The sequence below is a fragment of the Acidobacteriota bacterium genome (assembly GCA_030697165.1).
Lineage (GTDB): Bacteria > Acidobacteriota > Vicinamibacteria > Vicinamibacterales > UBA2999 > 12-FULL-67-14b.
In genome coordinates, this window is the sequence record JAUYQQ010000011.1 from 193,106 (window position 1) to 216,969 (window position 23,864).

Genomic DNA, 23,864 nt, shown 5'->3' on the forward strand with positions numbered 1-23,864 from the left:
TCAGTCAGTTTACGTGATCGTCACGCTGACTGTCGTGGTCGCCGTGCGGCCCAGTGAATCTTTGATCGTCAGCCTGACGACGTAGGTGCCGGCGCGAGTAAAGCGATGCCGGTTGATGGGGCCGGGTTGCAGTTCCTCAGAGCTGCCATCACCCCAGTTGAATTTGTATTCCACAATGGGATTCGTGCTGGTGCTGGCACTGGCGTCGAAGTTGATCTCGGTCGCTGTGGTCAGCGGCGCTGTCGGTGAGAACACGAGTGCAGCTGATATGCCGGCACCGGCCGCGGTGACCGACAGCGACTGCGTCGCCTGCCCAATCGAACCGGCATCGTCGGTTACGGTCAGCACGATACTGTAAGTGCCGACGGTCGAGAACGAGCGCGCCGTGGTCACGCCACTGGCGGTACGGCCGTCGCCGAAGTTCCAACCGTAGCTGACAATCCGTCTCGGCAACGTCGCGCGCGACTGCTCGGCGTTGAAAAAGACGTCCTGGTTGACGCCGACCGGGGTGGGCGACATCAGGAAACTCGCGACCGGTGGCGTTGACGCCGCCACCGTGACCGTCCGCACCGCCGTGTTCTGCGCACCACGGCTGTCGGTGACCGTCAGGCTGACCTGCAGAGCGCCCACGGTCCGGTACTCGTGGCTCGTGACCATGCCCGAGCCCGACGTGCCGTCGCCGAAGTTCCACGCATAGTTGCAGGCAGTGAGGCACGCGGTGCCGTTGTTGGTGGTCGTCGAGGCATCGAAGGCGGCGGTTGAGAACGCCTGCGGCGACGCCGGCGTCACCGTGAATGCAGCAACCAGGCCCGGGTTGGTCGGCAGAATCACGCCCTGGGGCACCAACTGAATATCGACCCCGCGGGCCAGCTCGTTCAGGAAGTCACCGGAGTCGATTGGCGTGACGGCAATCGTCACGGTCTGCGCCACCTGCCCGCCGGCAATGGGAGACGCGGGGGGCGAGGTATAGCGCAGTGTCCCCCCCCGTGACCGGCGATTTGGTACTCAGGGTGCCAAAGTCCTGGACCACGCCCCCCACAATGATCGCCGCGCGCAGCGGCCGGCCCGTGATCGGCTGGCCGTTGGCGTCACGGCCCGTGATCTCGATGGTGGCGCTACTCACGCCGTCCTGGATCAGCGACGTGGTATTCGACGTGAGCATGATTGAATAGCCGAGTGTTGACGGCCCGGCCAGCGCCGGGATCTCCACCTTGTTGGTGCAGCCGGCGAGGCCAGCCACCAGGAGGATGCCCGCTAAAGTCTTGATTGAAGTTGGCATGATCACATTACCCGCTGCTATGAGTCGCCGAAGTCGCCAAACTGCACATCGATCGTGCCGCTGACTGAGACAGCATTGCCGGCCTGATCCTGTCCGTAGAACGTGACCTCGGCGATGGTTGACAGGAAGATGAGGCCACGACCACCGACCAGGGTGACCAGCGGCCGCTCGAGCTTGGCCTGGTGGCGGACCAGGTCGAAATTCACCGTGACCGACGTGCCGGGCACAATCGTTGCCGTGGTGCCGCCATCGAAGCCGTAGGGCACGTCCACGCCTTCGACGTTGCGGCCGTCGGTTCGGCGATAGCGCACCCGGTAGCGATTGAGTGTGACGGAGTTGAGCGCGGTCGGCGCGGTGGTGCTGAGGGCGTTCTTCATCTCGGCGCGAATGGTCGCCAGCCCGATGTCGTTGAAGACCGTCGGTTGCTGCACCGTGACGCCACCGACCGACACGTCGACCAGCGTCTGGACGTCCGACAGCAGGCTCGAGGTACCGGAGCCAGTGCCGCCGCCGGCCTGCGCCGCCACGCGCTCCATGATCAGGAAGGCGGGGCCGCTTCCCGTTTGCGCCAGGTCAGCGCACGCGGTGAACGACAGGCCGCACAGGGCGGCGGCCAGCAGGCCTTTGATGTTGCGAATCGAGTTCGGTGTACTCATATGCCCTACTTCAGGATCTTGGGAGTAATGAAGATCAAGAGTTCGTCCTGGCTCTCGCGGTTGGTGTCGTTTTTGAACAGCCAGCCGATTAGCGGGATGCGATGCAGCCCCGGCGTGCGGTCCTGGGTCGACGATTCCGCGCTGTTGTAAATGCCGCCGATGACGGTCGTATCGCCGTCGGCCACGAGCACGGTGGTCTGCGCCGCCTGCTTGTCGATCGACGGGGTCGGCTGCGCCGCGGAGGTCTGCGAGTAGTTGGGCGCCGACTTGTCGACGATGATGCGCATGATCACGGTGCCAGAGGCGGTGATCTGCGGCGTCACGCGCAGCACCAACGCCGCGGGGATGAAGGTCACCGTCACGGTGTTGTTCGAGATGGTCTGCACGGGAATCTGCGAACCCTGCGTGATCTCGGCCTCGATGTTGTTCTGGGTTGACACCCGCGGGCTCGAGACAATGCGCACCTTGCCCGAGTTTTCGAGGGCGCGCAGCTGAACATCAAGGTTCAGGGCGCCGTTGATCGAGCCAAGCGCCAGGCCGAGCGCGCTCGGCGCGGCGAGGTTGACCCCGCCGGTGGTGGCGGCCGCCCCAGCGGTCGCCGGGAAGACCAGGCCGGTGGTGGTGCCCACCGACGGGTCGATGCGGCCGTTCATGCCCCACTGGATGCCGAGCTCCTTCGCGAAATTGCGATTGAGCGTGATGATGCGGGCTTCGATCTCGACCTGCGGCTGGGGCGTGTCGAGGGCGGCAATCAGCTCGCTGGCGGCCTGCAGTCGATCCGCGAGGTCGCGGATGATCAGCGTATTGGTGCGCGTGTCAATCTGGACATCGCCACGCGGCGAGAGCGCGCTCTTGGTGATGATCGGCACCAGGTCGCGGGCCTGCGCATAGCTCAGCGGCCGGGTGATGACGCGCAGTTCGCCGGCCAGGGCGCTGGCGTCGGCCAGCTTCTTACGGTCTTCGGTCTCCTGCGCCAGCACGCTGACCGGCACGATACGGACGATGGTGCCGTCCACGCTGTAGCCCAGCTTGTTGGCGCGCAGGATGATGTCGAGCGCCTGGTCCCAGGGGACATCGCGCAACGACACGTCAACCGTGCCCTGGATGGACGGGTCGATCACAATGTTCAGGCCGCTGATCTCGGCGAAGGTGCGCAGCACGGCGCGCAGATCGGCGCTCTGGAAATCCAGGGTGATCGGGTCACCCGTGAACGTGCGTTGGCCCTGTGCGTTGGTCGCGGTCTGCAGCGTGGCGAGCCCCGACGGCGCCTGCCCGCCTTCGCGGCCGATGGCCGCAACGGCAGGCTCCCGCCGAAGCTCGTTGACGACATTCGGAGCGGAGGCGGACGCGGCCACTTCCGCCACTTCGACCGGCGCAGGAGGAGGCGGCGCCACCGGCCCGCCTTCGCGGCCGGAGGCCGTTACGGCGAGGTCTCGCCGCAGCTCGCCAGCCGACTCGCGAGCGGAGGCGGATGGGACCAAGGTCTCGACGGCGCGATTGAAGAGGACACGAATCTCCTCTCCCACTGTTTCAACCGTGTACGGAAGCTTGCGTGCCAGGTCGATCACGACGCGCGTGACGAGCGGCTCGCGGCTGTTGGTCGCGACGCGCACGCGCTCGATCCCGGCCGCGTTGACGGCGGTGACCGGGGCGGCCCGGCCGGCGGTGACGCCCTGGAAGTCGAGGAACACGCGCGCCGGCAGGTCGCGGGTTTCATCCACCGACGACGCCACCAGCGGACCGTTGCCAGCGAGCGTGATCGCAAAACCGTTGGACACCTCTGAGGCCGTGATCGACCTCAGTGCCGTCGCCATGGCGCGAACCGCCGTGGTCTTCGCGACGGCGGGCTCGCCCGCCGTCTCGCCCGCCGGAGCCTTGGCGGAGGTGGGAGCCTTGGCGAAGGTGGGCGCCTTGGGCGCAATCGACGGCACCGTGGTCACGGCAGCTCCACCTGGCGCGGCCCCTCGATCGACTTCCACGAGGATGGTGTTCCGCGAACTGCGGACGCGGTGCTTGGCAGCCCGTTCGAGGCGCACGCGAACGCGCGCCACCGGCGCGCCGTCGGGGGCGCTGGCCCCCTCAATCGCGACACCGGCCACTGGCGCCAGCATCGCCGCGATCGGCATCGCAGCAAGGCTGCCGGCCGTCGTGTTCCTCAGGTCAACCAGGACCGTTAACGGGTCCGGCTGGCTGGTGAGGTACGCCACCGGCTCGCTGGCTTCGATCAGCACGGTGCTGAGCGCGCCATCGAGCCGCGACGAGATTGAACGTAGGGCTGGGGTGTCGGCGCCGGGGCCCCTCGGCACCGGACCGCTGGCAGTCAACGTGACCGCCAGGGCTGCCGCCAGGGGCGCAGCCAATACCAGTCGAGGAATGCGACCGTGCATCACTTGACCTCTTCTCCACCGCGCAGGAACTTGCGCACTTCGCGCTGCTTCTCGAGCGACAGCGGATCGTTGACTTCCTGAAGAATGACTACTGCTTGCGCCGTGATCGAACGAATGACGCCGTCGAACAACTTGTCGCCGGCGCGGACCGTGAAGACCTTGCCGTCGGGACCCGCCACCATGGCCAGAAACGCGCCGCGGCTCAGCATGATCCCCCTGACGACAATCGCGTTGGTCTCGAGCCCGGGCACGCCATCTGGGCGCTTGGCCGACGCGTTGTTGCCGCGCACCGCATCCGTACCGCGGTTGACCAGATCCACGAACGGATCGCGCCGTCCGTCTGGGCTGTATTGGAAGTTGGGCGGCGGGGCCGGCAACGGCGGACCCGGAGCGGCGGCAGGAGCGGCCGGCGCTGGCGCCTTCGGCTTCTGCGCGTGCAGCGTCTCGGCCGTGAGGCCGGCCAGCAAGACGACGACGAGAACGACGGGCGTGTGCATCACTTCTTTGCCGGCGCCTTCTTCGGCGCCTTCTTGCCCTTGGCGGCAGCCGGCGCCGCGGGCTGTTCGACCAGCACGAAGGTCGTCGCCGTACACGCAATCGTCATCGTCGACGCCGAATTGGCGCCTTCGCGCTGGGCGAGGGTCAGGCCGCCGATGTTGATAATGCGCGGGAACTTGCTGACGCGATCGAGGAACAGGCCGAGGTTGTGATACGTGCCTTCGAGCTGGAGGCTGATCGGCCACTCGGCGTGCATTTCCTTCATGCTGATGGCCTGGGGGCGGAAGCCGCGAATGACGAGGTTCGATTGCACCGCGAGCGTCTGCACCCGCCGCAGCAAGTCGCCGGCGTCGCGCTCGTCGGGCAGGATCGGCTTGAGGCTGTCGAGCCGTGCCTCGAGTTCGGTGACCTGGGCGCGGAACTCGGGCAACTGCCTGGCCGTGGCTTGGCCCGTGCTGATGCGGGCGCGAATCGCGCTCAGCTCGACCGACTGGGTCGCGATCGCCGCCTGGCGCGGCATCTCGTAGTAGTAGTAAAAGGCGCCGGCGGCCGCGAGCGAGACCGCCACGAAGATGCCCAGCTGCCCCTGCCACGGGATCTTGCCGAATGAGAGGCTAGCCACGCTTGCCTCCTTTTTTACCGGTCGTGAGCGGTGGCGGTGGATCGATGCCCGCCATCTGGAAGGTGCCGCGGATCGTGAACTGAATCAGGTCGGGGGTCGCACCCGAACCGCTGACGACCACGCTGTCGACGATTTCCACCGGTCGCCGGAAGTAGCGCGAGGCCTCGAGGTTGCCGACGAAGTCCGACAGCGACGTCAACGTGAGACAGCGGCCCTGGATGGTCAGGTTGTAACCTTCCTGGCGCACGCTGGTCAGCCACGTCATGTCGGGCAAGGCCCGGCTGACCTGGTCGATCATGTGCACGGGGGCGTTCTGGCCCTTGCGCAGTTCGTCGATCAGGGCCACCCGCTGCTCGAGTTGCACCTTGCGCGCCTCGAACTCCTGCACCTGTTTCAGGATCTCGGCCAGGCGCTGCTCTTCCCGCTTGGCCGCCTCGACCTCGCGCACCACTTGCGCTTCCTGCTGCCCGATCGCCCAGTAGCGCCAGCCGACGCCGACGAGCGTGAGCACGACCAGCAGGCTGCCGATCACGGTGATCTTCTGCCCGGCCTGGAACCCCTTGCTGACCGCGACGACGGTGCGGCGTTCCGACAGGAGGTTAATCCGAATCATCGGTCACCCACCTTGCGCAACGCGAGGCCCATCGCCACCGCCGCCACCGGCGCCAGGTCCTCGGCGCTCTCGATGCCGAGTTTCTTGGGGTCGCAGGCGACCTGGCGGAACGGATCGAACCGCTCCACTTCGGTGTCGAACCGCTCGCGCAGCGACTCGGCAAAGCCCTCGACCCGCGACGCGCCGCCGCACAGCATGATGCGGTCAATGCGCTCGCTGGCCGCGGTGGCCTTGAAAAAGTCGAACGTCTTCTCGACCTCGAGCAGCACGTTGTCGGTCATGGCCCGCAGCACGGCGCGCGCGTCCTCGAAGGTGGCGCCATCGACGTCCTGCCCCTTCTTCAGCATCTCGGCCGCTTCGTACGGCAGGTTCAGTTCCTTCTGCACCGCCTCGGTGAACGCATTGCCACCCATCGAGACGTCGCGGGTGAACACCGACTGCGCGCCGGTCAGGATGTTGATGTTGATGGCGCTGGCGCCGGCATTGAGGATGGCCACGACCGCGGTCGGCTCGAAGCCGTAGTTGGCCTCGAAGGCGTTCTGCAGCGCGAACACGTCGACATCGACAATCACCGGCGTCTTGCCCGCCTGGGCGATCACGTTGGTGTAGTCGGCGATCTTGTCCTTCTTGGCGGCGACCAGCAGCACTTCCATGCTGCCCTGGCTGTCCTGGCCGGTGCCCGGGTCGAGGATCTCGTAGTCGAGGTTCACGTCCTGGATGTCGAACGGGATGTACTGCTCGGCTTCCCAGTAGATGGACTCGGACAGTTCCGACTCGGTCATCGCCGGCAGCGTGATCTTCTTGACGATCACCGAGTTGCCCGACAGCGACGCGACGATGTCCTTGGCCTTGAAGCGCTTGTTGGCGAACAGGCGCCGCACGGCATCGGCGACCGCGCCGCCATCGATGATGGCGCCGTCGACAATGCTGTCGGGCGGGACCGATTCGACCCCGATGGCCGAGACGCGGTAGCCCTTGCCCGACGCTTTAAGTTCGATCGCCTTGACGGAACTCGACCCGATGTCGAGGCCTACCAGGCTTTTTGGTCGACGAAACAGCACGTTACGTTGTCTCCAGACCTACGCCGCAGGGGCAAACTGAATACCACTTAGCCCAAGCGTCCCGATCCACCAAAATGGGCCTAGAATGCCGGAAATGGCGATTCGAGGCGGCGTTAGGGGATCCGGCCAACATACAAAACTGCAATCAACTAACGTTTTTTGTATATCAACGCGAGTGGCTGGTCCCTTCCCTGCCACCCGGGCTTATCGGAAGTAGATCAGGGTGCCTACAGTGCTTAAGGTGCCTAAGGTGCCTAGGTGCCTAAGGTGCCTGGGGTGCGAAGATTCGTGCAGGAAGGTCGAGGCACTCCAGGCCCCCTAGGCACCTGAGGCACTCTAGGCACCTTGTCTTAAGGCCGAAATACCTGTATTATCTTGGTTTGCCGTCCTCCCCTTGGGGGCGGACGTGATCGCTCGTGACTTAGGAAACAGGAATGCAGACTTACGTACCCTCTGTGAAGACCATGCCCGTGAAGTGGCATGTCATTGATGCCAATGGCAAGGTCCTTGGCCGCATTGCCACCGACGCCGCGAAGCTGTTGCAGGGCAAGCACAAAGCCATTTACACCCCGTATCTCGACACCGGCGATCACGTCGTGATCGTCAACGTCGACAAGGTGAAGCTGACCGGCCGCAAGGAAGACCAGAAGGTCTACCAGCGCCACAGTGGCTACCCCGGCGGCCTGCGCACCGACCGCGCCAAGGTCGTTCGCGCGGAGAACCCGATGCGCATGGTCGAAGAAGCCGTGCGCGGCATGTTGCCGAAGTCGAAGCTCGGCGACGCGATGTATCGCAAGTTGAATGTGTATGCCGGCGACAAGCACCCGCACGCCGCACAGAAACCCACCGCTTTCGAGGTCAAGTAACTTGGCAGCTACTGAATATTACGCAACCGGGCGGCGCAAGGAATCGACGGCCCGCGTGTTCCTTCGTCCCGGCACCGGCACCATCAAGGTCAACAAGCGCGAGTTCGTCGAGTTCTTCCCGCGCGAGACGCTCCGCATCCTGGTGAAGTCCCCGCTCATCCTCACGGAAACCGCCGAACAGTTCGACATCCTGGCGACCGTGTCTGGCGGCGGCATGACCGGGCAGGCCGGCGCGATTCGCCTCGGCATCTCCCGCGCGTTGTGCGAGTTCAATCTCGAACTGCGCTCGAAGCTCAAGAAAGACGGCTTGCTCACGCGCGATGCGCGCGCGAAAGAACGCAAGAAATACGGCATGGCTGGCGCCCGCAAGCGGTTCCAGTTCAGCAAGCGCTAATGGCTACCACGGATGGAGGCAATTTGACCCCGCTCGCGATGAAGGACCTGCTCGAAGCAGGCGTGCACTTCGGACACCAGACCAAGCGTTGGAATCCCAAGATGAAGCCGTTCATCTTCGGGGAACGCAGTGGCATCTACATTCTCGACCTCGGCAAGACCGTCAAGCACTACCGAGAGGCCGAGGACTTTGTGCGCCAGCTGGCGGCCGAAGGCAAGTCCATCCTCTTCGTGGGCACCAAGCGCCAGGCCCAGGACGTGGTCGCCGAAGAAGCGACGCGCTGCGGCATGTATTACGTCAACGAGCGCTGGCTCGGCGGCCTGCTGACCAACTTCACCACGATTCAACGCAGCCTCAACCGCTTGCGCGATCTCGAGGCGATGTCGACCGACGGCCGCTACGAGACGATGCCCAAGAAGGAAATCGCGAAGGCCGAGAAGGAGAAGCGCAAGCTCCTCAAGAACCTCGAAGGCATTCGCCACATGGGCCGCCTGCCCGACGCGCTGTTCGTCGTCGATACGCGCAAGGAACAGATTGCCGTGGACGAGGCCCGCAAGCTGAAGATCCCGGTGATCGGCATCGTCGACACCAACTGCGATCCCGATCAGATCGACTACGTGATTCCGGGCAACGACGACGCGCTGCGTTCGGTCAAGTTGTTCGTGTCGCGCGTGGCCGATGCGGTCATCGACGGCCGCAGCCAGCGTGAATCGGCGATGGCCGAGCAGCAGCAGAGCGAGGCCGAAGCGGCCGCCGCGCGCGAGGCCAGCCGCACGGTGCGCCCGGCGGACATCAACAAGCCCCAGCGTCCCGCTGAGACGCCCGCCCCGACGGCCTAGAGCCGATTCGACAAACCTGAAGGTTTGTCGCCACTTTCCGCGCCGGCTGCGATAACACGGGCCGGCGCGTTTTACGTACAGCGATCTTTGGTTGAGGAGTTAGTGAAATGGCAGCGACAGCAGCACAGGTCAAGGAACTGCGCGACAAGACCGGCGCGGGAATGATGGATTGCAAGGCGGCACTCGAGGAATCGGGCGGCGACGTCGACAAGGCCGTCGACATTCTGCGCAAGAAGGGCCTGGCCCAGGCGGCCAAGCGCGCCGGCCGCCTCGCCAAGGACGGCGTGATTGGTCACTACATCCACATGGGCGGCAAGGTGGGCGTGCTCGTGGAAGTGAACTGCGAGACGGATTTCGTGGCCCGCACACCCGAGTTCCAGACGCTGGCCAAGGAGATCGCCATGCACATCGCCGCGGCCAGCCCGCTGGTGGTGCGGCGCGAAGAGCTCGGCCCAGACGTCCTCGAGAAGGAACGCGAGATTTACCGCGCCCAGTTCGCCAGTTCGGGCAAGCCGGCCAACGTCATCGAGAAGATCATCGAGGGCAAGCTCGACAGCTACTACTCGCAGGTGTGCCTGCTGGATCAGCCGTCGGTGCGCGACCCCAACGTCACGATCAATCAAATGGTGGCGGCCGCCACGGCCAAGACGGGCGAAAACGTCACTATCACGCGGTTCGTGCGCTTCAAGCTGGGCGAACTCGCACAGGAATAAGGTGCCTAAGGGTGCCTAGAGTGCCTATGGTGCCTGGCGTGCGATCAGCACCTCAGGCACTTTAGGCACCCTAGGCACTTTAGGCACCAGCTATAATCGGTCTGTGTCCGCCCCGTCCTCTCCCCCTCCCCACTACAAACGCATCCTTTTGAAACTGTCTGGCGAAGCCCTCATGGGCGACCAGAACTACGGGATCGACCCGGCCGTGGCCACGCGCATCGCCCAGGACATTGCCGAGATCCAGGCGCTCGGGGTCCAGACGGCGGTGGTCATCGGCGGCGGCAACATCTTCCGCGGGCTGGCGGCCAGTGCGCGCGGCATGGACCGGTCGACCGGCGACTACATGGGCATGCTGGCCACCGTCATCAACGCCCTCGCGCTGCAGGATGCCCTCGAGCACAACGGGGTCGCCACGCGGGTGCTGACGGCCATCGAAATGCGCGCGGTCGCCGAGCCGTTCATCCGCCGCCGCGCTGTCCGCCACCTGGAAAAGGGCCGCGTCGTGGTGTTCGCGGCCGGGACCGGCAATCCCTACTTCACGACCGACACCGCCGCGGCGCTCAGGGCCATGGAGATGAAGGCCGAAGTCATCCTGAAGGGCACCAAGGTCGACGGCATCTACACCGCCGACCCGGTCAAGGACCCGTCAGCGACCCGCTACGACACCATTTCGTACCTGCAGGTGCTGCAGGCACGCCTGCAGGTCATGGACGCCACCGCCATTTCCCTGTGCATGGACAACAAGCTGCCAATTCTCGTGTTCAACCTCAAGACGCCGGGCAACATCCGCCGGGTCGTGATGGGGGAAACCATCGGGACACTCGTGACGGCTTAACACGACGGTTCAATCACTAAGGTTCAATCACTACGGTTCAATCACGACGGTTCAATCACTAGGGTTCAAGCACGCAGGTTCAGGACTATGGATGTAACTGACGTCAAGGGTTTGTTCGCCGAAGCAAAGAAGCGCATGGACGCGCATGTGGAGTTCGCCCGCAAGGAACTGGCGGGGGTCAGGACCGGCCGCGCCTCCACCGGCATGCTCGAGGGCGTGCACGTCGAAGCGTATGGCTCGAAGATGCCGCTCAACCAGGTAGCGACGCTGTCGATTCCCGAGCCGGCGCTGATCGTGTGCCAGCCGTTCGACCCGTCGATCATGGCCGCGCTCGAGCGCGCCATCCGGTTGTCGGACCTGGGCCTGAACCCGGCCTCCGACGGCAAGGTGCTGCGCATCCCGATTCCGTCGCTGACCGAAGAACGGCGCAAGGACCTCTCGCGCCACGTGCACAAGATGGCCGAGGAAGGCCGCAACCACGTACGCGTCGTGCGCCGCGACGCCAACGACCGGCTCAAGAAGATGCTGAAGGACCACGACATCTCGGAAGACGACGAGAAGCGCGCGCTCGATGAAGTGCAGAAACTGACCGACCAGCACGTCAAGGCGATCGACGACCTGCAGGAGAAGAAGGACCAGGAACTGCTTGGCAAATAGCTACCTGACGCACCTGGAGTGCAGCAGCGGGTGCGGCGCGGGACCGTTCGATCCGCGGCAAGTCCATTTCCTCTGCCCCGCCTGCAACCTGCCCATGCTGGCGCGCTACGACCTCAAGGCGGCGCGCGCCTGGAAGAAAGAAACGCTGGCGGACCGCGCCCCGAACATGTGGCGGTATCGCGAACTGATGCCGCTGCTGGCCGCCGACTCCCCCGTCACGCTCGGCGAAGGCCTCACGCCGCTGCTGCACGCCCAGCGTCTCGGCCGCACGCTCGGCCTCGAACGACTGCTGATCAAGGACGAGTCGCTCAACCCCACTAATTCGTTCAAGGCCCGCGGCCTGTCGGCCGCCATCTCGCGCGCCAAGGCCCTGCACGCCGAAACCGTGTTTCTGCCGACGGCGGGCAACGCCGGCAACGCGGCGGCAGCATACGCCGCAGCCGCGGGCATGAAGTGCGAGGTCTTCATTCCGCGGGATGCGAAGCAGCCATTCATTGACGAATGCCGCCTCTACGGCGCCAACGTGACGCTGGTCGATGGACTCATTACCGACGCGGGCAAGGTCGCCAACGACACCGCCAAGCCGCTCGGCTGGTACGAAGTCGCGACGTTCCGCGAAGTGGGACGGGCCGAAGGCAAGAAGACCATGGGCTACGAACTGGCCGAGCAGCTGAACTGGACGCTGCCTGACTGGATCATCTACCCAACCGGCGGCGGCACCGGCCTGGTCGGCATGTGGAAGGCCTTTGCGGAGATGGAGGCCATCGGTTGGCTGGCCGCCGGGCAGCGCCCGAAGATGGTGTCAGTGCAAACCGAGGGCTGTGCCCCGATTATCCGTGCCTTCGACAGCGGCGCCGAGACCGCCGGCACCTGGGAGAACGCGCATACCGTGGCCGACGGGCTGCGCGTGCCGCGCGCCGTTGCCGACTTCCTGATCCTGCGCACGCTCCGGGAAAGCGGCGGCGCGGCGGTGGCCGTGTCAGACGCGCAGATGGTCGAGGACATGAAGCTGATTGGCAGCCTCGAAGGCGTGTCGGCCGCGCCCGAAGGCGGCGCGGCCCTGAGCGCCATTCGCACGCTCGTCGCGAGCGGCCGAATCAAGCCGCACGAAACGGTGGTGTTGTTCAACACCGGCGGCGCCCTCAAGTACATGGATGTCTTGCGTAGTAGCCAGTAGCCAGTAGCCAGTAGCCAGTAGCCAGTAGCCAGTAGCCAGTAGCCAGTAGCCAGTAGCCGGTAGCCAGAAGAGCGCTTGTCTTTCTGGCCTCTGGCTACTGGCATCTGGCTACTGGCATCTGGCTACTGGCATCTGGCTACTCAGTCGCCGAGCGACACGCCCATCGCGCGAGCCGTCCGCAGCAAGTCGTAGTCGAGCGGCACGGTCTTGGTGCGGCCCACGATGTCGGCCAGCGGCACCGGCACGATGTCGGGCGGGTTGTTCGCCACCATCTTGCCAAACACGCCGCGCTGCAACAGCGCAACCGCGGCGCCGCCAAATCGCGTGGCCAGCACCCGGTCAAACGCCGTGGGGCCACCACCGCGCTGCAAGTGGCCGAGCACGACGCAGCGCGCCTCCTTGCCGGTCTTCTCTTCCAGTTGCTCGGCGACGGTGATGCCGACACCACCGAGACGCTCGACGTACCCGGCGCGCGCCGGCTGCCTGACGGTGAAACTGCCGCCCACCGGCTTGGCGCCCTCGGCCACGACCACGATGCTGAACTTGGCCCCGAACGACTCGCGCTTGCGAATGGTCGCAGCGACCTTGTCGAGGTCGAAGGGAATCTCCGGCATCAGGATGACATCGGCGCCGCCCGCCACGCCGCTGTGCAGCGCGATCCAGCCGGCATAGCGGCCCATCACTTCCACCACCATGATGCGTTTGTGCGCCTCCGCGGTCGTGTGGAGGCGATCGATGGCCAAGGCGGCGAAGTCGACCGCGGTGTCGAAGCCAAAGCAACTGGTCGTGCCGACGATGTCGTTGTCGATGGTCTTGGGCACGCCGACGATGGGGATGCCCTTCAGGTAGAACTGGTGCGCGATGCTCAACGAGCCGTCACCGCCAATCACCACCAGGGCATTGAGCCCCATCTTGTGGAACGTATCGACCACCTTGTCGGAGTAGTCGACCTTGCCTTCGGCGGTATCGACGGGATACTCGAACGGGTTGCCGTGGTTGGTCGTACCGAGAATGGTGCCGCCCAGGCGCAGGATCCCGGTGACGTCGCGCGGCGTGAGCACCCGCGTGCGCGAGGGGTCGAGGAGGCCGTCGAAACTATCTTCGAGCCCCACCACTTCAATGCCGGCATTGTGGGCGGCCTTGACGACCGCCCGTATGACGGCGTTCAGCCCCGGGGCGTCGCCGCCACCCGTGAGAACGCCGATTTTCTTGACCTGAGGCACTTGGTAACCCTTAAGAAACGGTGAAAAAGCAGAAAGCTTTGATATTATTGTTCAGTTGTCGACTTGACGGGCGGCTAGCTCAGCTGGGAGAGCGCAGCGTTCGCAACGCTGAGGTCACGAGTTCGATCCTCGTGCCGTCCACCATTCGACTCACCGACGTTCCGCCTACGGCGAACCGTCGGTTCGCTCATGGCGGGCCTCCACAGGTCGAATGTCCTGAGCGAGTCATCGGCCGGCTCAGCCGGACGATGCGAGTCGAAGGACCTCCCCCAAAGCAACTTAACTACTCACTCACGAGTCCTAATAGTATGGGTACCGTGAGGTTTCTTCTCGCATCATCTTTCGCCGTTCTCGCCGGCCTGACCATGTCCGCCGCGCAGGCTCCTCAGGATCCCACCGCGCTGGCGACGAAGGTGCAACAACGCTACAACGCCGTCCGTGATTTTTCTGGCGACTTCGTCCAGACCTACGAGGGCGGCGTGCTGCGGACCAAGACGACCGAACGTGGCACCGTCGCGATCAAGCGTCCGGGCCGCATGCGCTTCACCTACACCAAGCCCGAGCGCAAGGAATTCGTCTCTGACGGCACGCGGCTCTATACGCACCTGGTGGCCGACAAGCAGGTCATCGTCAGCCCGGCGCCGGACCCCGCAGACGGCGACATCCCGGCGCTCTTCCTGGCCGGGCATTCAGACCTGGGCCGCGACTACGTGGCGACGTTCACACCATTGCCCGGTGCGGCACCGGGGCTGGTCACGCTGCAACTGGTGCCGCGCAAGGCCCACCACGACTACGACTCGCTTGGCATCGGAATCGACCCGAAAACCCTGCAAATCCAGTTCTTGACGGCCCTCGACAAGCAGGGCGGCCGGTCGTCGTTTTCCTTCACCAACCTGAAGGAAAATCGCGGTTTGACCGATAAAGACTTTGAGTTTCGCATTCCCCGCGGCGTGGAAGTATTGACCAATGGTGCACGCTCTCAATAACCGCCTCCCCCGCTCCATTCGGACCGCCCTGCTGCTGGCGGCCGTCGTGACGATTGCGGCCTGCGCCAGTTCCGGCGGCTCCTTCACAGTCGCACGCGACGCCGAGACCTCCCAGAACTACGATCTCGCCGTGGCCGAGTACACCAAGCTCGTGCGCACCAGGCCCGATGACCGAAACGCCCGCGCCGGACTCGAGCGGGCCAAGCTGCGCGCCTCGCAGGACCACTTTGCCAGGGCTCGCCGCCTCGCCGCTACCGGCAGCCTCGAAGAGGCCCTGGTCGAATACCAGCTCGCCTCGGAACTCAATCCCGGCAACGGCGACATCAACGTGGAGCTGCAGGCCACGCGCTCGCAGTTGCGCGCCAAGGTCGCCGTCCGTGAAGACGGCAAGACCCGCCTGCAATCGCTGATCGAACAAAGCCTGGAGTCGCCGCTGCCCGGCGCCACCCTGCCGACCGGCGTCAAGCTGCCCGACAGCCTGGTGTTCCGCGATGCCGGCTCCAGGGATGTCTATGCGGCGATCGGCAAGTTCACCAACCTGAGCGTCCTGTTCGACCCGACGTTCCGCGACCAGCCGGTGTCGATCGACCTGCGCGGCGTCTCGCTCGAAGAGGCGCTGGCCGCGGTCTCGACGACCACGCGCAACTTCTGGCGCGCCACCTCGGCGAACACCATCACGATCGTCCCCGACAACGCCGCCAAGCGGCGTGAGTATGAAGAGGAAATCGTCCGCACCTTCTACTTGAGCAACGCCGACCTCAAGGAAACCATCGACATGCTCCGCATCGTCGTCGATGCGCGCCGCCTGTCGTCGATCACGGCGACCAACGCGATCACGATCAAGGACACGCCCGAGCGCATTACCGCCGCCGGCCGGATCATCGCCGCGATCGACAAGGCGCGGCCGGAAGTGATCATCGACGTCGAGTTGCTCGAGGTCAACCGCACGCACATGCACGAGTACGGCCTGCAGATCGCCTCGCCGGCGTCGTCGCCCACCGGCATCAACGGCCAGGTGGAGATCAATCAGCCGGGGGGGATCTCGCTGCGCGCGCTGACCAACCTGACCCAGGCCGACGTGCTGCTGACCAACCTGCCGTCGCTCTACTATCGCCTGCTGAAGAACGACGGGGCCACGCGGATCCTGGCCAACCCGCAGTTGCGCACGTCGGAGGGCATCCCGGCGCAGGCCCGTTTCGGCGAGCGCGTGCCGGTGCCGGTCACGACGTTCGCGCCGATCGCCGCCGGCGGCGTGCAGACGCAGCCGATCACGTCCTTCAACTACGAACCGATCGGCGTCAACATCGACATCACGCCGCGGACGCATCACGACGATGCCGTGACCCTGGCGCTGAAGGTGGAGTTGAGCAGCATTTCGGGCACCGGGTTCGGCGGCCTGCCCACGTTCGGCAGCCGCTCGATCAACACGGTGATTCGCTTGAAGGACGGCGAGACCAACATGCTCGCGGGCTTGATTCGCGATGAAGAGCGGTCGTCACTCGCCAGCATCCCCGGCCTCGGCGACATCCCGGTGATTGGGCGGCTCTTTGGCTACAACAAGAAAGAGACGCAGGAGACCGACATCATCCTGACGCTGACGCCGCGGATTGTGCGGGTGCTGAACCTGACCGCCGAGGACCTGCAGCCGTTCCGCATGGGCCGCGATGGCGGCGCACCGGTTACCGACATTGCCCCGCTGCCCATTCCCCTGCCGCTGCCGCAGCGTCCACCGGGCGGCGACGATGCGGCTGGCACTGCCCCCTCGTTCCCGAATGCCCCGGCCGGTCCGGCGGCTCCCGTCCGGGCCCCGGGGCCCACCCCGGTCAAGCCGCCTAAGGGCCGCTAGACTTTCGCGACCGACGCGCCCAGCTTCTGCAGGCGCTCCACCAGGCGGCTGTAGCCGCGCTCCACGGTCTCCAGGGGTTCGACCCTGCTCTGCCCGTCCGCCGCCAGCGCCGCGGCAATCAGCGCCATGCCCGACCTGATGTCGCGGCTGTCGAGGCTCTTGCCGCGCAGCTTGCACGGCCCGGTCACGATAATGCGATGAGGGTCGCACAGGAACAGGTCGGCCCCCATGCCGCTCATCTGCTCCAGCGCAAACAATCGCAGTTCGTAGAGCCAGTCGTGCACCAGCGTGGCGCCATCGGCCTGCGTGGCGAGCACGGTGACCAGGCTCACGAGGTCACTCGGGAAACTCGGCCACAACCCGGTCGTGATGCGCCCGGCGCCGCGGAGGCGCGAAGCCTCGACCTTGAACACGTCGTTGTCTTGCACGCACTGGACGCGCATCTTGGCGAGCACCGACGCGACCACTTCCATGTCGACAGGCCGCGTGCCGCCGATCTCGACGTGGCCGCCGGTGATGGCGCCGGTCACGGCCCAACTGCCGGCCTCGATGTAGTCGCCATAGAGGGTCTTCTCGGCCCCCGATCGTTTCGCCACGCCCTCGATGCGAATCGTGTGCGATCCCTCGCCGCTCACGCCGACGCCCATCGCACGCAAGAATTCGCCGAGTTCCACCACGTGCGGCTCACACGCCGCATGGCGAATCTCGGTCACGCCGATGGCGGCCGCCGCCGCGAGCATCGCGGTCTCGGTGCCGGTGACCGACGCTTCGTCCAGGTAGATCGACGCGGGCTTGAGGCCGTCAGGCGCTTCGAGGCGATGCCCGGAGCCGGCCACGCCGCGCGCGCCCATGGCGATCAGGGCTTCCAGATGCGTCTTGATGGTGCGGCGCGCCGGAAAGTCTCCACCAGGAGGCGCGACAAATGCCCGGCCGCGCCGGGCCAGCAGCGGGCCCAACAACAACACCGACCCCCGCAGCCGCCCGACGAGCGCGCTATCGGGCTCGTCCTTGGTGACCTCGGTGCAGCGGATGCGCAAGGTCGTGCTGCCGATGCCTTCGACCTCGGCACCGAGGTCGAGCAGCAATCGCGCCATCACCTCCACGTCGGCAATGCGAGGCATGTTGCGAAGGGTGCACCACTCGCTCGTCAGCAGGCACGCCGCCATGAGCGGCAGCGCCGCGTTCTTGTTGCCCTCGACGTCGATCCGGCCCTCGATGCGGTGCCCGCCTTCAATCACTAATGTAGACATGGCTCAGAATTCACCTAAGCAGATGATCTCATCTCGCAGGGTCACGCCGAAGCGATCTTTCACCGCCGCGCGGCACTCTTCGACCAGTGCCTTGATGTCGGCCGCGGTGGCCGTGCCGTCGTTAATCACAAAGTTGGCGTGGGTCGGCGACACCCGCGCGCCGGCGCGCACCGCGCCCTTGAGCCCGGCGCGATCGACCAGCGCGCCGGCCGAGGGGGGAATGCCCTCCGGAATGCGATCGCGCGACGGATCGGGATTCATGAAGATGCAGCCGGCGCTCGGCGCCGCCAGCGGCTGGGTCCGCTTCCGGAACGCCAGCGACTCGCGCGCCACCAGGCGCAGCGCGGTCGGATCGGCACCCGGCGTGACCCGGAACGCCGCCCACAGCACGATCTCGCCCGTTCGCTTCAGGCGGCTGTAGTCGTAGTCGAACTCCATCCGATCCGCCGGCGCCTGCAGCAAGGTTCCGTCGGGCCTGACGAGGCGCACACTCTCGACGAGGTCGCCGAGGTTGGTCTTCTGCCAATGCGCGTTGCCATAGATGGCGCCGCCGACGGTACCCGGTGTGCCGGCCCAGGCCTCGAGGCCGGCGTAGCCACGGGTGATCGTCCACCGGACCAGTCCGTTGATGGTCACGGCCGCGTCGGCCCGCACCAGCCGATCGCCCACGGCGTTGACCGCCCCGCCCCGCGGACGAATGACCAGGCCACGCACGCCACGGTCCGAGACCAGCACGTTCGACCCGCCGCCCAGCATGGTGACCGGTTGCCCAGCGGCTCGCGCAATCGCCAGCGCCTTCAGCACCTCGTCTGAGTTCAGGGGCTCGAACAACACGTCGGCCGGGCCGCCGACCTTGAACGTGGTCAACGGCGCCAGCGGCGCATCGACGATGATGCGCCCGGCACCAAAAGCCGCCGCCAGGTTCTCGACCAGGGCGCTCACGACGCGTCCCTCAAGTCGGCGTAGCGCAACAGTTGGCGTTCGCGGGCAATCAACGCCGCCACCGCCTCTTGTCGCGAGCAGAGGATCAGCTCGATGAAGTCGCCGGGCGCAAGCTGCGCGGCCAGCGGCAGATCCGCCGAGATGACGTGACCCACCTTCGGATATCCGCCGGCGGTCTGTCGATCCGCCATCAGCAGGATCGGCTCGCCGGCCGACGGCACCTGGATCGCGCCCATGCCGACCGGCTCGGAGATCAACTCCCCTTCTAGCGCGCGCACGAGCGGCGGACCTTCGAGGCGATACCCCATGCGGTTCGATCGCGGCGAGATCCGAAAGCTGACGCCGGCCAGGGCCTTCAACGAATCGTGACGAAACCAGCTGTCCTGCGGTCCGGCGATCATGCGCAGGCGCGCCCGGCCGCCGGTCGGCAAGGTGAGGCCGTTGGCCTTTCGCGGCGGCCGGGACCCGGGCCGATCCTGGACCGGCAGGCGATCACCGGCCCGGAGTGCTCGACCCTCGACACCGCCCATGCCGCTCACCAGGTGCGTGGCCCGACTGCCGAGCACGACCCCGGTCAGCAATCCGCCGGCCACGGCCAGATACGCGCGCGCGCCCTGCACAATCCGGCCGAACTTCAGGCGCTGGCCGCGCTCCACACCAAACGACGCCCCCATCGGCACCGGTCGCCCGTCGCACGTGACCTCGAACAGCGCGCCGACGATGGCGACCGTGGTATCAGCATCGAGGAGCACCTCGGGACCGATCAGCGTGATCTCCAGTGTCGCGGCGTCCGGATCGTTCCCCACCAAATGGTTGGCGAGGCGATGCGAGAAGGTATCCATGGGGCCGGCGACCGGCACGCCGACGGCTTGATGACCGTGTCGGCCGAGGTCCTGCACCGACGTCAGCAGTCCCGGCTTCGTGATCTCCAACGCACCGAGGTTCATGAACGGCGCCCCGTGATGGGGACAAACCTGACCAGGTCGCCCGGCGCCAACAGGCTCGGCGGGGTGCGGTTCGGGTCGAACATCACGCGCTCCGCGCGGCCGATGAGTTGCCAACCGCCCGGACTGGCCACGGGGTAGACGCCCGTTTGCTGGCCGGCAATGCCTACCGAACCGGCCGCCACGCGCTCGCGCGGCACGCGATGCCGTGGCGCGGCAATACTGGGCTCGACCCGCCCCATGTACGCGAACCCAGGCACGAACCCGAGCATGTAGACGCGATAGACGCGGCCCGCATGCCGTTCGATCACCTCGTCCTCGGTGCAACCCGCGTATGCGGCGACCGCGGCGAGGTCCGGGCCATCCGGCCCGCCGTAGTGCACACCGATCTCGATCGGCGTGCTCGCGGCCGTCGACTCGATCGCCGCCACCGCGCCGCCGTCGTCGGCAATCGCGTGTTCGAGCGCAGCGAGGTCGGTTTGCAGGGGGTCGAAGTGCACGCCGACCGTGCAGTATCCGGGCGCCACATCGCGCACCCCCCGCAGGTTCCGTCCGCGCAATCGCGCGGCCAGCGCGATCGCGCGCTCGTTCACGACCGGGTCGATCACCGGCTCGAATTCGACCAGCAGCATCGCATCCCCGCACTCGCGAACCCTCATCGCAAGGCGTCCAGCAACTTGCCGTGAATGCCCCCGAACCCGCCATTCGACATCACCACGATCACATCCCCATAGCGCGCCTCTTTCGAAACCGCGTCGACAATGGCGTCCACCGTGGGCAAGTGGCGGGCGGCTACGCCGGCGGCGTCGAGGTCTTCGACCAGCCGTGCTTCGGACAGCCGTTCCTCCGGCGGCAGGCTCGATCGGAAGATCGACGCCAACACCACCTGGTCGGCGCCGGCAAAAGCGCGGGCAAAGTCATCCTGGAAGACGCGGCGGCAAGAGGAGGCCGAGCGCGGTTCGAAGATCGCCCACATGCGGCGCGTCCCGATCGAGCGCCTGAGCGCCTTCAGGGTTTCGTCAACCGCTGTCGGGTGGTGCGCGAAGTCGTCGTAGACCGTCACGCCGCGCGCCTCGCCGACAACTTCGAGGCGACGCTTGATGCCTGCGAAGCTCGCCAGCCCCTCGCGCAGGGCCTCGCGGTCGAGGCCGAGGTCCACGCCCACGGCAATCGCCGCCACGGCGTTGCGCACGTTGTGTTCGCCTAACATCACCATGCGGAAGCGTCCGAGATCTCGCCCCCCGCGAACGACCGTGAACGCCGTGTCCGTGCCACTGGTGATGTCGAGGGCCCGCCAATCGGCGCCCTCGCCCAGACCGAACGTCTGCACGCGGCTGCGGGCCAGGGGTGCCAACGCCGCGGCATCGGGGCTGTCGGCGCCAAGCAGCGTGAGTCCGCTCCGCGGCACCAGGTTCACCAGCCGCTTGAACGCGAGGCGCACCTCGTCCAGGTTCGCGTAGATGTCGGCGTGATCGAACTCGATGTTGTTCACGACCGCGATGTCGGGCAGGTACTTCAGGAACTTGGCCGTCTTGTCGAAGTAGGCGCTGTCGTACTCGTCGCCTTCGATGACGAACGCCCGTCCCTTGCCCATGCGGTAGCTGGCGCCGCCGACGCCGAAGTTACGGGCGATGCCGCCCACCAGCACCGTCGGATCCGCACCCGCCGCTGTCAGTAACCACCCGGCCAGCGACGTCGTCGTGGTCTTGCCGTGCGTGCCGGCAATGACGATCGACTGCGAATCCCACAACCAGTGATCGCGAATCGCCTCAGGCAGCGAGGTGTAGCGCAGCTTGCGATCGAGCACGGCTTCGAGCTCGGCGTTGCCGCGGGAGATGGCGTTGCCGACGACGACCAGGTCAAGCGCGCCGGCGACGTGCTCGGCCCGATACCCCTCGAGCACCGTGATGCTCTCGGCGGCCAGGAAGTCGCTCATGGGTGGATAGACGTGTTCGTCTGAGCCACTCACGTCGTTCCCGGCATGCTTCAACAGCGCGGCCAACGTTGCCATGGCCGTACCACAAACACCGATTAAGTGAATCCGAGCCACTATGAAACCGCTGCCTCCATGATGACCACGGCCGGTGAGGACGAGCCGATGATGTCGGCGCGCACGCCGAACGGCAGCGTCCAGGTCGCACCGGCCGTATGGCCGGAGGGAAATCCAAACAGGACCGGACCGGCGAAGCCGGCCGTGAACTCGCGCAGTACGTCGCGAATGGCCGGGTCGCCACCCGGTTCGTCGCACCCGGGGAATTCGCCGAACACGATCGCACCGGCGCGGCTGAAGACCCCGGCCTGGGCGAGTTGCGTGAGCATGCGGTGAATGCGGTACGGCCGCTCGCCGATATCCTCGAGGAACAGCGCACACCCCGGCAGCGCGGCGAACGCCCAGGGCGTGCCGAGTGACGACACCAATTGCGTGATGGTGCCGCCCATCAGCGCGCCGCTGGCGCGTCCCGGCCGCAACACCTCCAGCCCCGCGGGGCGCAGTTCCCCCGCCGGCGCCGCCGTCATCATCACCCGGCGAAACGAATCCTCGTCGTAGGCGGACGGCCCCTGCGACAGGCGGCGGTCCACCATCGGTCCATGAATCGCGTTCAGGCCGTTCAGTTGGTAGAACGACAGCAGCGCGGTGATGTCGCTGTAGCCGATCAGCGCCTTACGCGCGTCGCGCAACCGGGCCACGTCCAGCAGCGGCAGCACCTGCGCACTGCCGTAGCCGCCCCGCATGGCAATCAACGCGGCGATCGATGGGTCGGCCCAGGCCTGGTGAATGGCGTGGGCACGCACTTCAGCCGAGCCGGCCACGAAACGCTGCCTGGCAAAGAGCGACTCGTCGTAGACCGCCTCGAAGCCCAGGCGCGCGAGTTCGGCGACGCCGGCGGCGACCTCTTCTGCGGGGAACGAGCTGGCCGGGGCGACCAGGGCCACGCGGTCGCCGGACTGCAGCCGCCGGAGCGCAATCACAAGAACGCTGCCATTTCGGCGGCCACCAGCTGGTGCTCCTGGCGTCCGAGGACCTGGCGCAAGTCGCGGATGCGACGGGCCGCCGGCCGCCGCTCGCCCATCAGGAAACGCTCTTTGGCCCGCCGCAGGCGCGCGAACGCATCGTCACACCGGGCCGCGGCGATCACCCCCGACTCCACCGCCCTCACCAAGGCTTCGAGGGTCCGCGCCTGGAGGTCGAGGTCGCCGCTGCACACCAGGATGCCGTCGCAGCCGGCGCGAATGGCCTCGACCGCCGACTCGGGCACCGGGTAGCGGGCGCTGACCGCCTTCATCTCGAGGTCGTCGCTCAAAATGACGCCCTCGAACCCCAGCTCGTCACGCAGGAGGTCCTGCACCACCTTCGGCGACAGGGTCGAGGGCCGCTGGTCGTCAAGCGACGGCACCAGGACATGGGCGGTCATGATGAACGCCACGTTCTCGGCAATGGCGGCGCGGAACGGCTCGAACTCGATGGCGCGAAGCCGATCGGGGGGATGCTCCACCAGCGGCAACTCGAAATGCGAGTCGGTGCTGGTATCGCCGTGGCCGGGGAAATGCTTGCCGCACGCCGCCACGCCGGCGGCCTGCAGGGTCTTGATGATCACCCGTCCGAGCCGGGCGACGTCGTCGGCCCGTTCTGAAAGCGCGCGATCGCCGATCACCGGGTTCTTCGGGTTGGTGTGAATGTCGAGGACCGGCGCGTAGTCGAGCGTGATGCCGACGGCGCGCAACTCTTCGGCCAGCGCGTTGGCAAAGCGCTCGGCGAGCGCCTCGCCTTCCTCGCGTCCGGCGCGGCCCAGCGTGGCCATGGGCGGCCACTGGGTAAACGGCTCCTTCAGTCTCGCGACGCGGCCGCCTTCCTGGTCAACACTGACCCAGGCCGGGCTGGTGCGGCCAAGCGCTTCGCTTTCCGCCGCCAGTTCAGCCACCTGCTCCGGCGCTTCGATGTTGCGGCTGAACAGGATGATGCCGCCCAGGTCAAACTCCCGCGCCAGCGACCGCATCTCGACCGGCATGGTGCGATCGGGAATGCTGCCGATCAGGAATTGGCCGAGGTCGCGTCTCGTGGCTAGTGGCATTTGCTC

At 66.3% G+C, this 23,864-nt stretch carries 25 protein-coding genes and 1 tRNA gene; 10 read left to right on the forward strand and 16 right to left on the reverse strand.

Going from position 1 to position 23,864, the window contains the following annotated elements:
- Positions 1 to 9: 9 nt before the first annotated feature.
- From Q8T13_12290 to pilM, 8 genes are read right to left on the reverse strand one after another with little or no spacing between them, the layout of a single operon-like run.
- Entirely contained in the window at positions 10 to 918 is a 909-nt protein-coding gene (locus tag Q8T13_12290; protein ID MDP3718534.1) for a PKD domain-containing protein, read from the reverse strand.
- Positions 884 to 1,279, reverse strand: a complete 396-nt coding sequence (locus Q8T13_12295) for a hypothetical protein (GenBank protein ID MDP3718535.1) — start codon at positions 1,277 to 1,279, stop codon at positions 884 to 886. The genes Q8T13_12290 and Q8T13_12295 overlap by 35 nt, the downstream gene beginning before the upstream one ends.
- A gap of 17 nt (positions 1,280 to 1,296) precedes the next feature.
- A complete protein-coding gene (locus Q8T13_12300) occupies positions 1,297 to 1,935 on the reverse strand; it encodes a hypothetical protein (GenBank protein ID MDP3718536.1) in 639 nt (212 codons plus the stop codon).
- A gap of 5 nt (positions 1,936 to 1,940) precedes the next feature.
- Entirely contained in the window at positions 1,941 to 4,322 is a 2,382-nt protein-coding gene (pilQ, locus tag Q8T13_12305; GenBank protein ID MDP3718537.1) for a type IV pilus secretin PilQ, read from the reverse strand.
- Positions 4,322 to 4,819: a pilus assembly protein PilP gene (locus Q8T13_12310; protein ID MDP3718538.1), complete on the reverse strand. Its 498-nt coding sequence runs from the start codon at positions 4,817 to 4,819 to the stop codon at positions 4,322 to 4,324. The genes pilQ and Q8T13_12310 overlap by 1 nt, the downstream gene beginning before the upstream one ends.
- On the reverse strand, positions 4,819 to 5,442 hold the full coding sequence (gene pilO, locus Q8T13_12315; protein MDP3718539.1) for a type 4a pilus biogenesis protein PilO: 624 nt from the start codon (positions 5,440 to 5,442) through the stop codon (positions 4,819 to 4,821). The genes Q8T13_12310 and pilO overlap by 1 nt, the downstream gene beginning before the upstream one ends.
- Positions 5,435 to 6,055 (reverse strand): PilN domain-containing protein, encoded by a 621-nt coding sequence (locus Q8T13_12320; protein MDP3718540.1) that lies wholly within the window; start codon positions 6,053 to 6,055, stop codon positions 5,435 to 5,437. The genes pilO and Q8T13_12320 overlap by 8 nt, the downstream gene beginning before the upstream one ends.
- Positions 6,052 to 7,116: a type IV pilus assembly protein PilM gene (pilM, locus tag Q8T13_12325; GenBank protein ID MDP3718541.1), complete on the reverse strand. Its 1,065-nt coding sequence runs from the start codon at positions 7,114 to 7,116 to the stop codon at positions 6,052 to 6,054. Before pilM ends, Q8T13_12320 begins: the two co-directional genes overlap by 4 nt.
- 434 nt (positions 7,117 to 7,550) lie before the next feature.
- On the opposite strand from pilM, the gene rplM reads away from it, so the two are divergent.
- The 7 genes from rplM to Q8T13_12360 all read left to right on the forward strand — a co-directional run bounded on the left by rplM (position 7,551) and on the right by Q8T13_12360 (position 12,597).
- On the forward strand, positions 7,551 to 7,982 hold the full coding sequence (gene rplM, locus Q8T13_12330; GenBank protein MDP3718542.1) for a 50S ribosomal protein L13: 432 nt from the start codon (positions 7,551 to 7,553) through the stop codon (positions 7,980 to 7,982).
- A 1-nt stretch (position 7,983) separates the two neighbouring features.
- Positions 7,984 to 8,376, forward strand: a complete 393-nt coding sequence (gene rpsI / locus Q8T13_12335; protein ID MDP3718543.1) for a 30S ribosomal protein S9 — start codon at positions 7,984 to 7,986, stop codon at positions 8,374 to 8,376.
- Positions 8,377 to 8,399: 23 nt separating this feature from the next.
- Positions 8,400 to 9,215 carry a 30S ribosomal protein S2 gene (gene rpsB / locus Q8T13_12340; protein MDP3718544.1) on the forward strand — a complete coding sequence of 272 codons (816 nt, stop codon included), beginning with the start codon at positions 8,400 to 8,402 and terminating at the stop codon, positions 9,213 to 9,215.
- A 107-nt stretch (positions 9,216 to 9,322) separates the two neighbouring features.
- A complete protein-coding gene (tsf, locus tag Q8T13_12345; GenBank protein ID MDP3718545.1) occupies positions 9,323 to 9,928 on the forward strand; it encodes a translation elongation factor Ts in 606 nt (201 codons plus the stop codon).
- 103 nt (positions 9,929 to 10,031) lie between these two features.
- Positions 10,032 to 10,763 carry a UMP kinase gene (gene pyrH, locus Q8T13_12350; GenBank protein MDP3718546.1) on the forward strand — a complete coding sequence of 244 codons (732 nt, stop codon included), beginning with the start codon at positions 10,032 to 10,034 and terminating at the stop codon, positions 10,761 to 10,763.
- 87 nt (positions 10,764 to 10,850) lie between these two features.
- A complete protein-coding gene (frr, locus tag Q8T13_12355) occupies positions 10,851 to 11,420 on the forward strand; it encodes a ribosome recycling factor (GenBank protein MDP3718547.1) in 570 nt (189 codons plus the stop codon).
- Positions 11,410 to 12,597 (forward strand): threonine synthase, encoded by a 1,188-nt coding sequence (locus Q8T13_12360; GenBank protein ID MDP3718548.1) that lies wholly within the window; start codon positions 11,410 to 11,412, stop codon positions 12,595 to 12,597. The genes frr and Q8T13_12360 overlap by 11 nt, the downstream gene beginning before the upstream one ends.
- A 140-nt stretch (positions 12,598 to 12,737) precedes the next feature.
- Here the strand turns inward: Q8T13_12360 and Q8T13_12365 are convergent, their stop codons facing one another.
- Positions 12,738 to 13,820 (reverse strand): ATP-dependent 6-phosphofructokinase, encoded by a 1,083-nt coding sequence (locus Q8T13_12365; protein MDP3718549.1) that lies wholly within the window; start codon positions 13,818 to 13,820, stop codon positions 12,738 to 12,740.
- Positions 13,821 to 13,888: 68 nt separating this feature from the next.
- Here Q8T13_12365 and Q8T13_12370 point away from each other — a divergent pair.
- The 3 genes from Q8T13_12370 to Q8T13_12380 all read left to right on the forward strand — a co-directional run bounded on the left by Q8T13_12370 (position 13,889) and on the right by Q8T13_12380 (position 16,652).
- Positions 13,889 to 13,964: transfer RNA gene (locus tag Q8T13_12370), tRNA-Ala, on the forward strand.
- A gap of 221 nt (positions 13,965 to 14,185) precedes the next feature.
- Positions 14,186 to 14,806: an outer membrane lipoprotein carrier protein LolA gene (locus Q8T13_12375; GenBank protein MDP3718550.1), complete on the forward strand. Its 621-nt coding sequence runs from the start codon at positions 14,186 to 14,188 to the stop codon at positions 14,804 to 14,806.
- Positions 14,787 to 16,652 carry a hypothetical protein gene (locus tag Q8T13_12380; GenBank protein ID MDP3718551.1) on the forward strand — a complete coding sequence of 622 codons (1,866 nt, stop codon included), beginning with the start codon at positions 14,787 to 14,789 and terminating at the stop codon, positions 16,650 to 16,652. The genes Q8T13_12375 and Q8T13_12380 overlap by 20 nt, the downstream gene beginning before the upstream one ends.
- Here Q8T13_12380 and Q8T13_12385 read toward each other — a convergent pair.
- From Q8T13_12385 to nagZ, 7 genes are read right to left on the reverse strand one after another with little or no spacing between them, the layout of a single operon-like run.
- A complete protein-coding gene (locus Q8T13_12385; GenBank protein MDP3718552.1) occupies positions 16,649 to 17,902 on the reverse strand; it encodes a UDP-N-acetylglucosamine 1-carboxyvinyltransferase in 1,254 nt (417 codons plus the stop codon). The two genes, Q8T13_12380 and Q8T13_12385, sit on opposite strands and share 4 nt — an antisense overlap.
- Positions 17,903 to 17,905: 3 nt before the next feature.
- On the reverse strand, positions 17,906 to 18,844 hold the full coding sequence (gene murB / locus Q8T13_12390) for a UDP-N-acetylmuramate dehydrogenase (GenBank protein ID MDP3718553.1): 939 nt from the start codon (positions 18,842 to 18,844) through the stop codon (positions 17,906 to 17,908).
- Positions 18,841 to 19,791: a biotin-dependent carboxyltransferase family protein gene (locus Q8T13_12395; GenBank protein ID MDP3718554.1), complete on the reverse strand. Its 951-nt coding sequence runs from the start codon at positions 19,789 to 19,791 to the stop codon at positions 18,841 to 18,843. Before Q8T13_12395 ends, murB begins: the two co-directional genes overlap by 4 nt.
- Complete coding sequence (gene pxpB / locus Q8T13_12400; protein MDP3718555.1) at positions 19,788 to 20,447, reverse strand: 5-oxoprolinase subunit PxpB; 660 nt, start codon at positions 20,445 to 20,447, stop codon at positions 19,788 to 19,790. The genes Q8T13_12395 and pxpB overlap by 4 nt, the downstream gene beginning before the upstream one ends.
- The gene (mpl, locus tag Q8T13_12405; GenBank protein ID MDP3718556.1) at positions 20,444 to 21,838 is read right to left on the reverse strand and encodes a UDP-N-acetylmuramate:L-alanyl-gamma-D-glutamyl-meso-diaminopimelate ligase; all 1,395 of its coding nucleotides are present in this window, start codon (positions 21,836 to 21,838) and stop codon (positions 20,444 to 20,446) included. Before mpl ends, pxpB begins: the two co-directional genes overlap by 4 nt.
- Positions 21,838 to 22,758 (reverse strand): LD-carboxypeptidase, encoded by a 921-nt coding sequence (locus tag Q8T13_12410; protein ID MDP3718557.1) that lies wholly within the window; start codon positions 22,756 to 22,758, stop codon positions 21,838 to 21,840. Before Q8T13_12410 ends, mpl begins: the two co-directional genes overlap by 1 nt.
- Positions 22,755 to 23,858, reverse strand: a complete 1,104-nt coding sequence (nagZ, locus tag Q8T13_12415) for a beta-N-acetylhexosaminidase (GenBank protein ID MDP3718558.1) — start codon at positions 23,856 to 23,858, stop codon at positions 22,755 to 22,757. The genes Q8T13_12410 and nagZ overlap by 4 nt, the downstream gene beginning before the upstream one ends.
- Between the last annotated feature and the right edge of the window lie 6 nt (positions 23,859 to 23,864).

What these genes read in the sequence shown, in the direction of transcription:
- pxpB (MDP3718555.1), bottom strand. Translation starts at nt 20,447, where the DNA reads ATGAGGGTTCGCGAGTGCGGGGATGCGATGCTGCTGGTCGAATTCGAG.
- Q8T13_12395 (MDP3718554.1), bottom strand. Translation starts at nt 19,791, where the DNA reads ATGAACCTCGGTGCGTTGGAGATCACGAAGCCGGGACTGCTGACGTCG.
- Q8T13_12310 (MDP3718538.1), bottom strand. Translation starts at nt 4,819, where the DNA reads ATGCACACGCCCGTCGTTCTCGTCGTCGTCTTGCTGGCCGGCCTCACG.
- pilQ (MDP3718537.1), bottom strand. Translation starts at nt 4,322, where the DNA reads ATGCACGGTCGCATTCCTCGACTGGTATTGGCTGCGCCCCTGGCGGCA.
- Q8T13_12380 (MDP3718551.1), top strand. Translation starts at nt 14,787, where the DNA reads ATGGTGCACGCTCTCAATAACCGCCTCCCCCGCTCCATTCGGACCGCC.
- nagZ (MDP3718558.1), bottom strand. Translation starts at nt 23,858, where the DNA reads ATGCCACTAGCCACGAGACGCGACCTCGGCCAATTCCTGATCGGCAGC.
- frr (MDP3718547.1), top strand. Translation starts at nt 10,851, where the DNA reads ATGGATGTAACTGACGTCAAGGGTTTGTTCGCCGAAGCAAAGAAGCGC.
- Q8T13_12385 (MDP3718552.1), bottom strand. Translation starts at nt 17,902, where the DNA reads ATGTCTACATTAGTGATTGAAGGCGGGCACCGCATCGAGGGCCGGATC.
- Q8T13_12375 (MDP3718550.1), top strand. Translation starts at nt 14,186, where the DNA reads ATGTCCGCCGCGCAGGCTCCTCAGGATCCCACCGCGCTGGCGACGAAG.
- Q8T13_12300 (MDP3718536.1), bottom strand. Translation starts at nt 1,935, where the DNA reads ATGAGTACACCGAACTCGATTCGCAACATCAAAGGCCTGCTGGCCGCC.
- rplM (MDP3718542.1), top strand. Translation starts at nt 7,551, where the DNA reads ATGCAGACTTACGTACCCTCTGTGAAGACCATGCCCGTGAAGTGGCAT.
- tsf (MDP3718545.1), top strand. Translation starts at nt 9,323, where the DNA reads ATGGCAGCGACAGCAGCACAGGTCAAGGAACTGCGCGACAAGACCGGC.
- Q8T13_12320 (MDP3718540.1), bottom strand. Translation starts at nt 6,055, where the DNA reads ATGATTCGGATTAACCTCCTGTCGGAACGCCGCACCGTCGTCGCGGTC.
- Q8T13_12295 (MDP3718535.1), bottom strand. Translation starts at nt 1,279, where the DNA reads ATGCCAACTTCAATCAAGACTTTAGCGGGCATCCTCCTGGTGGCTGGC.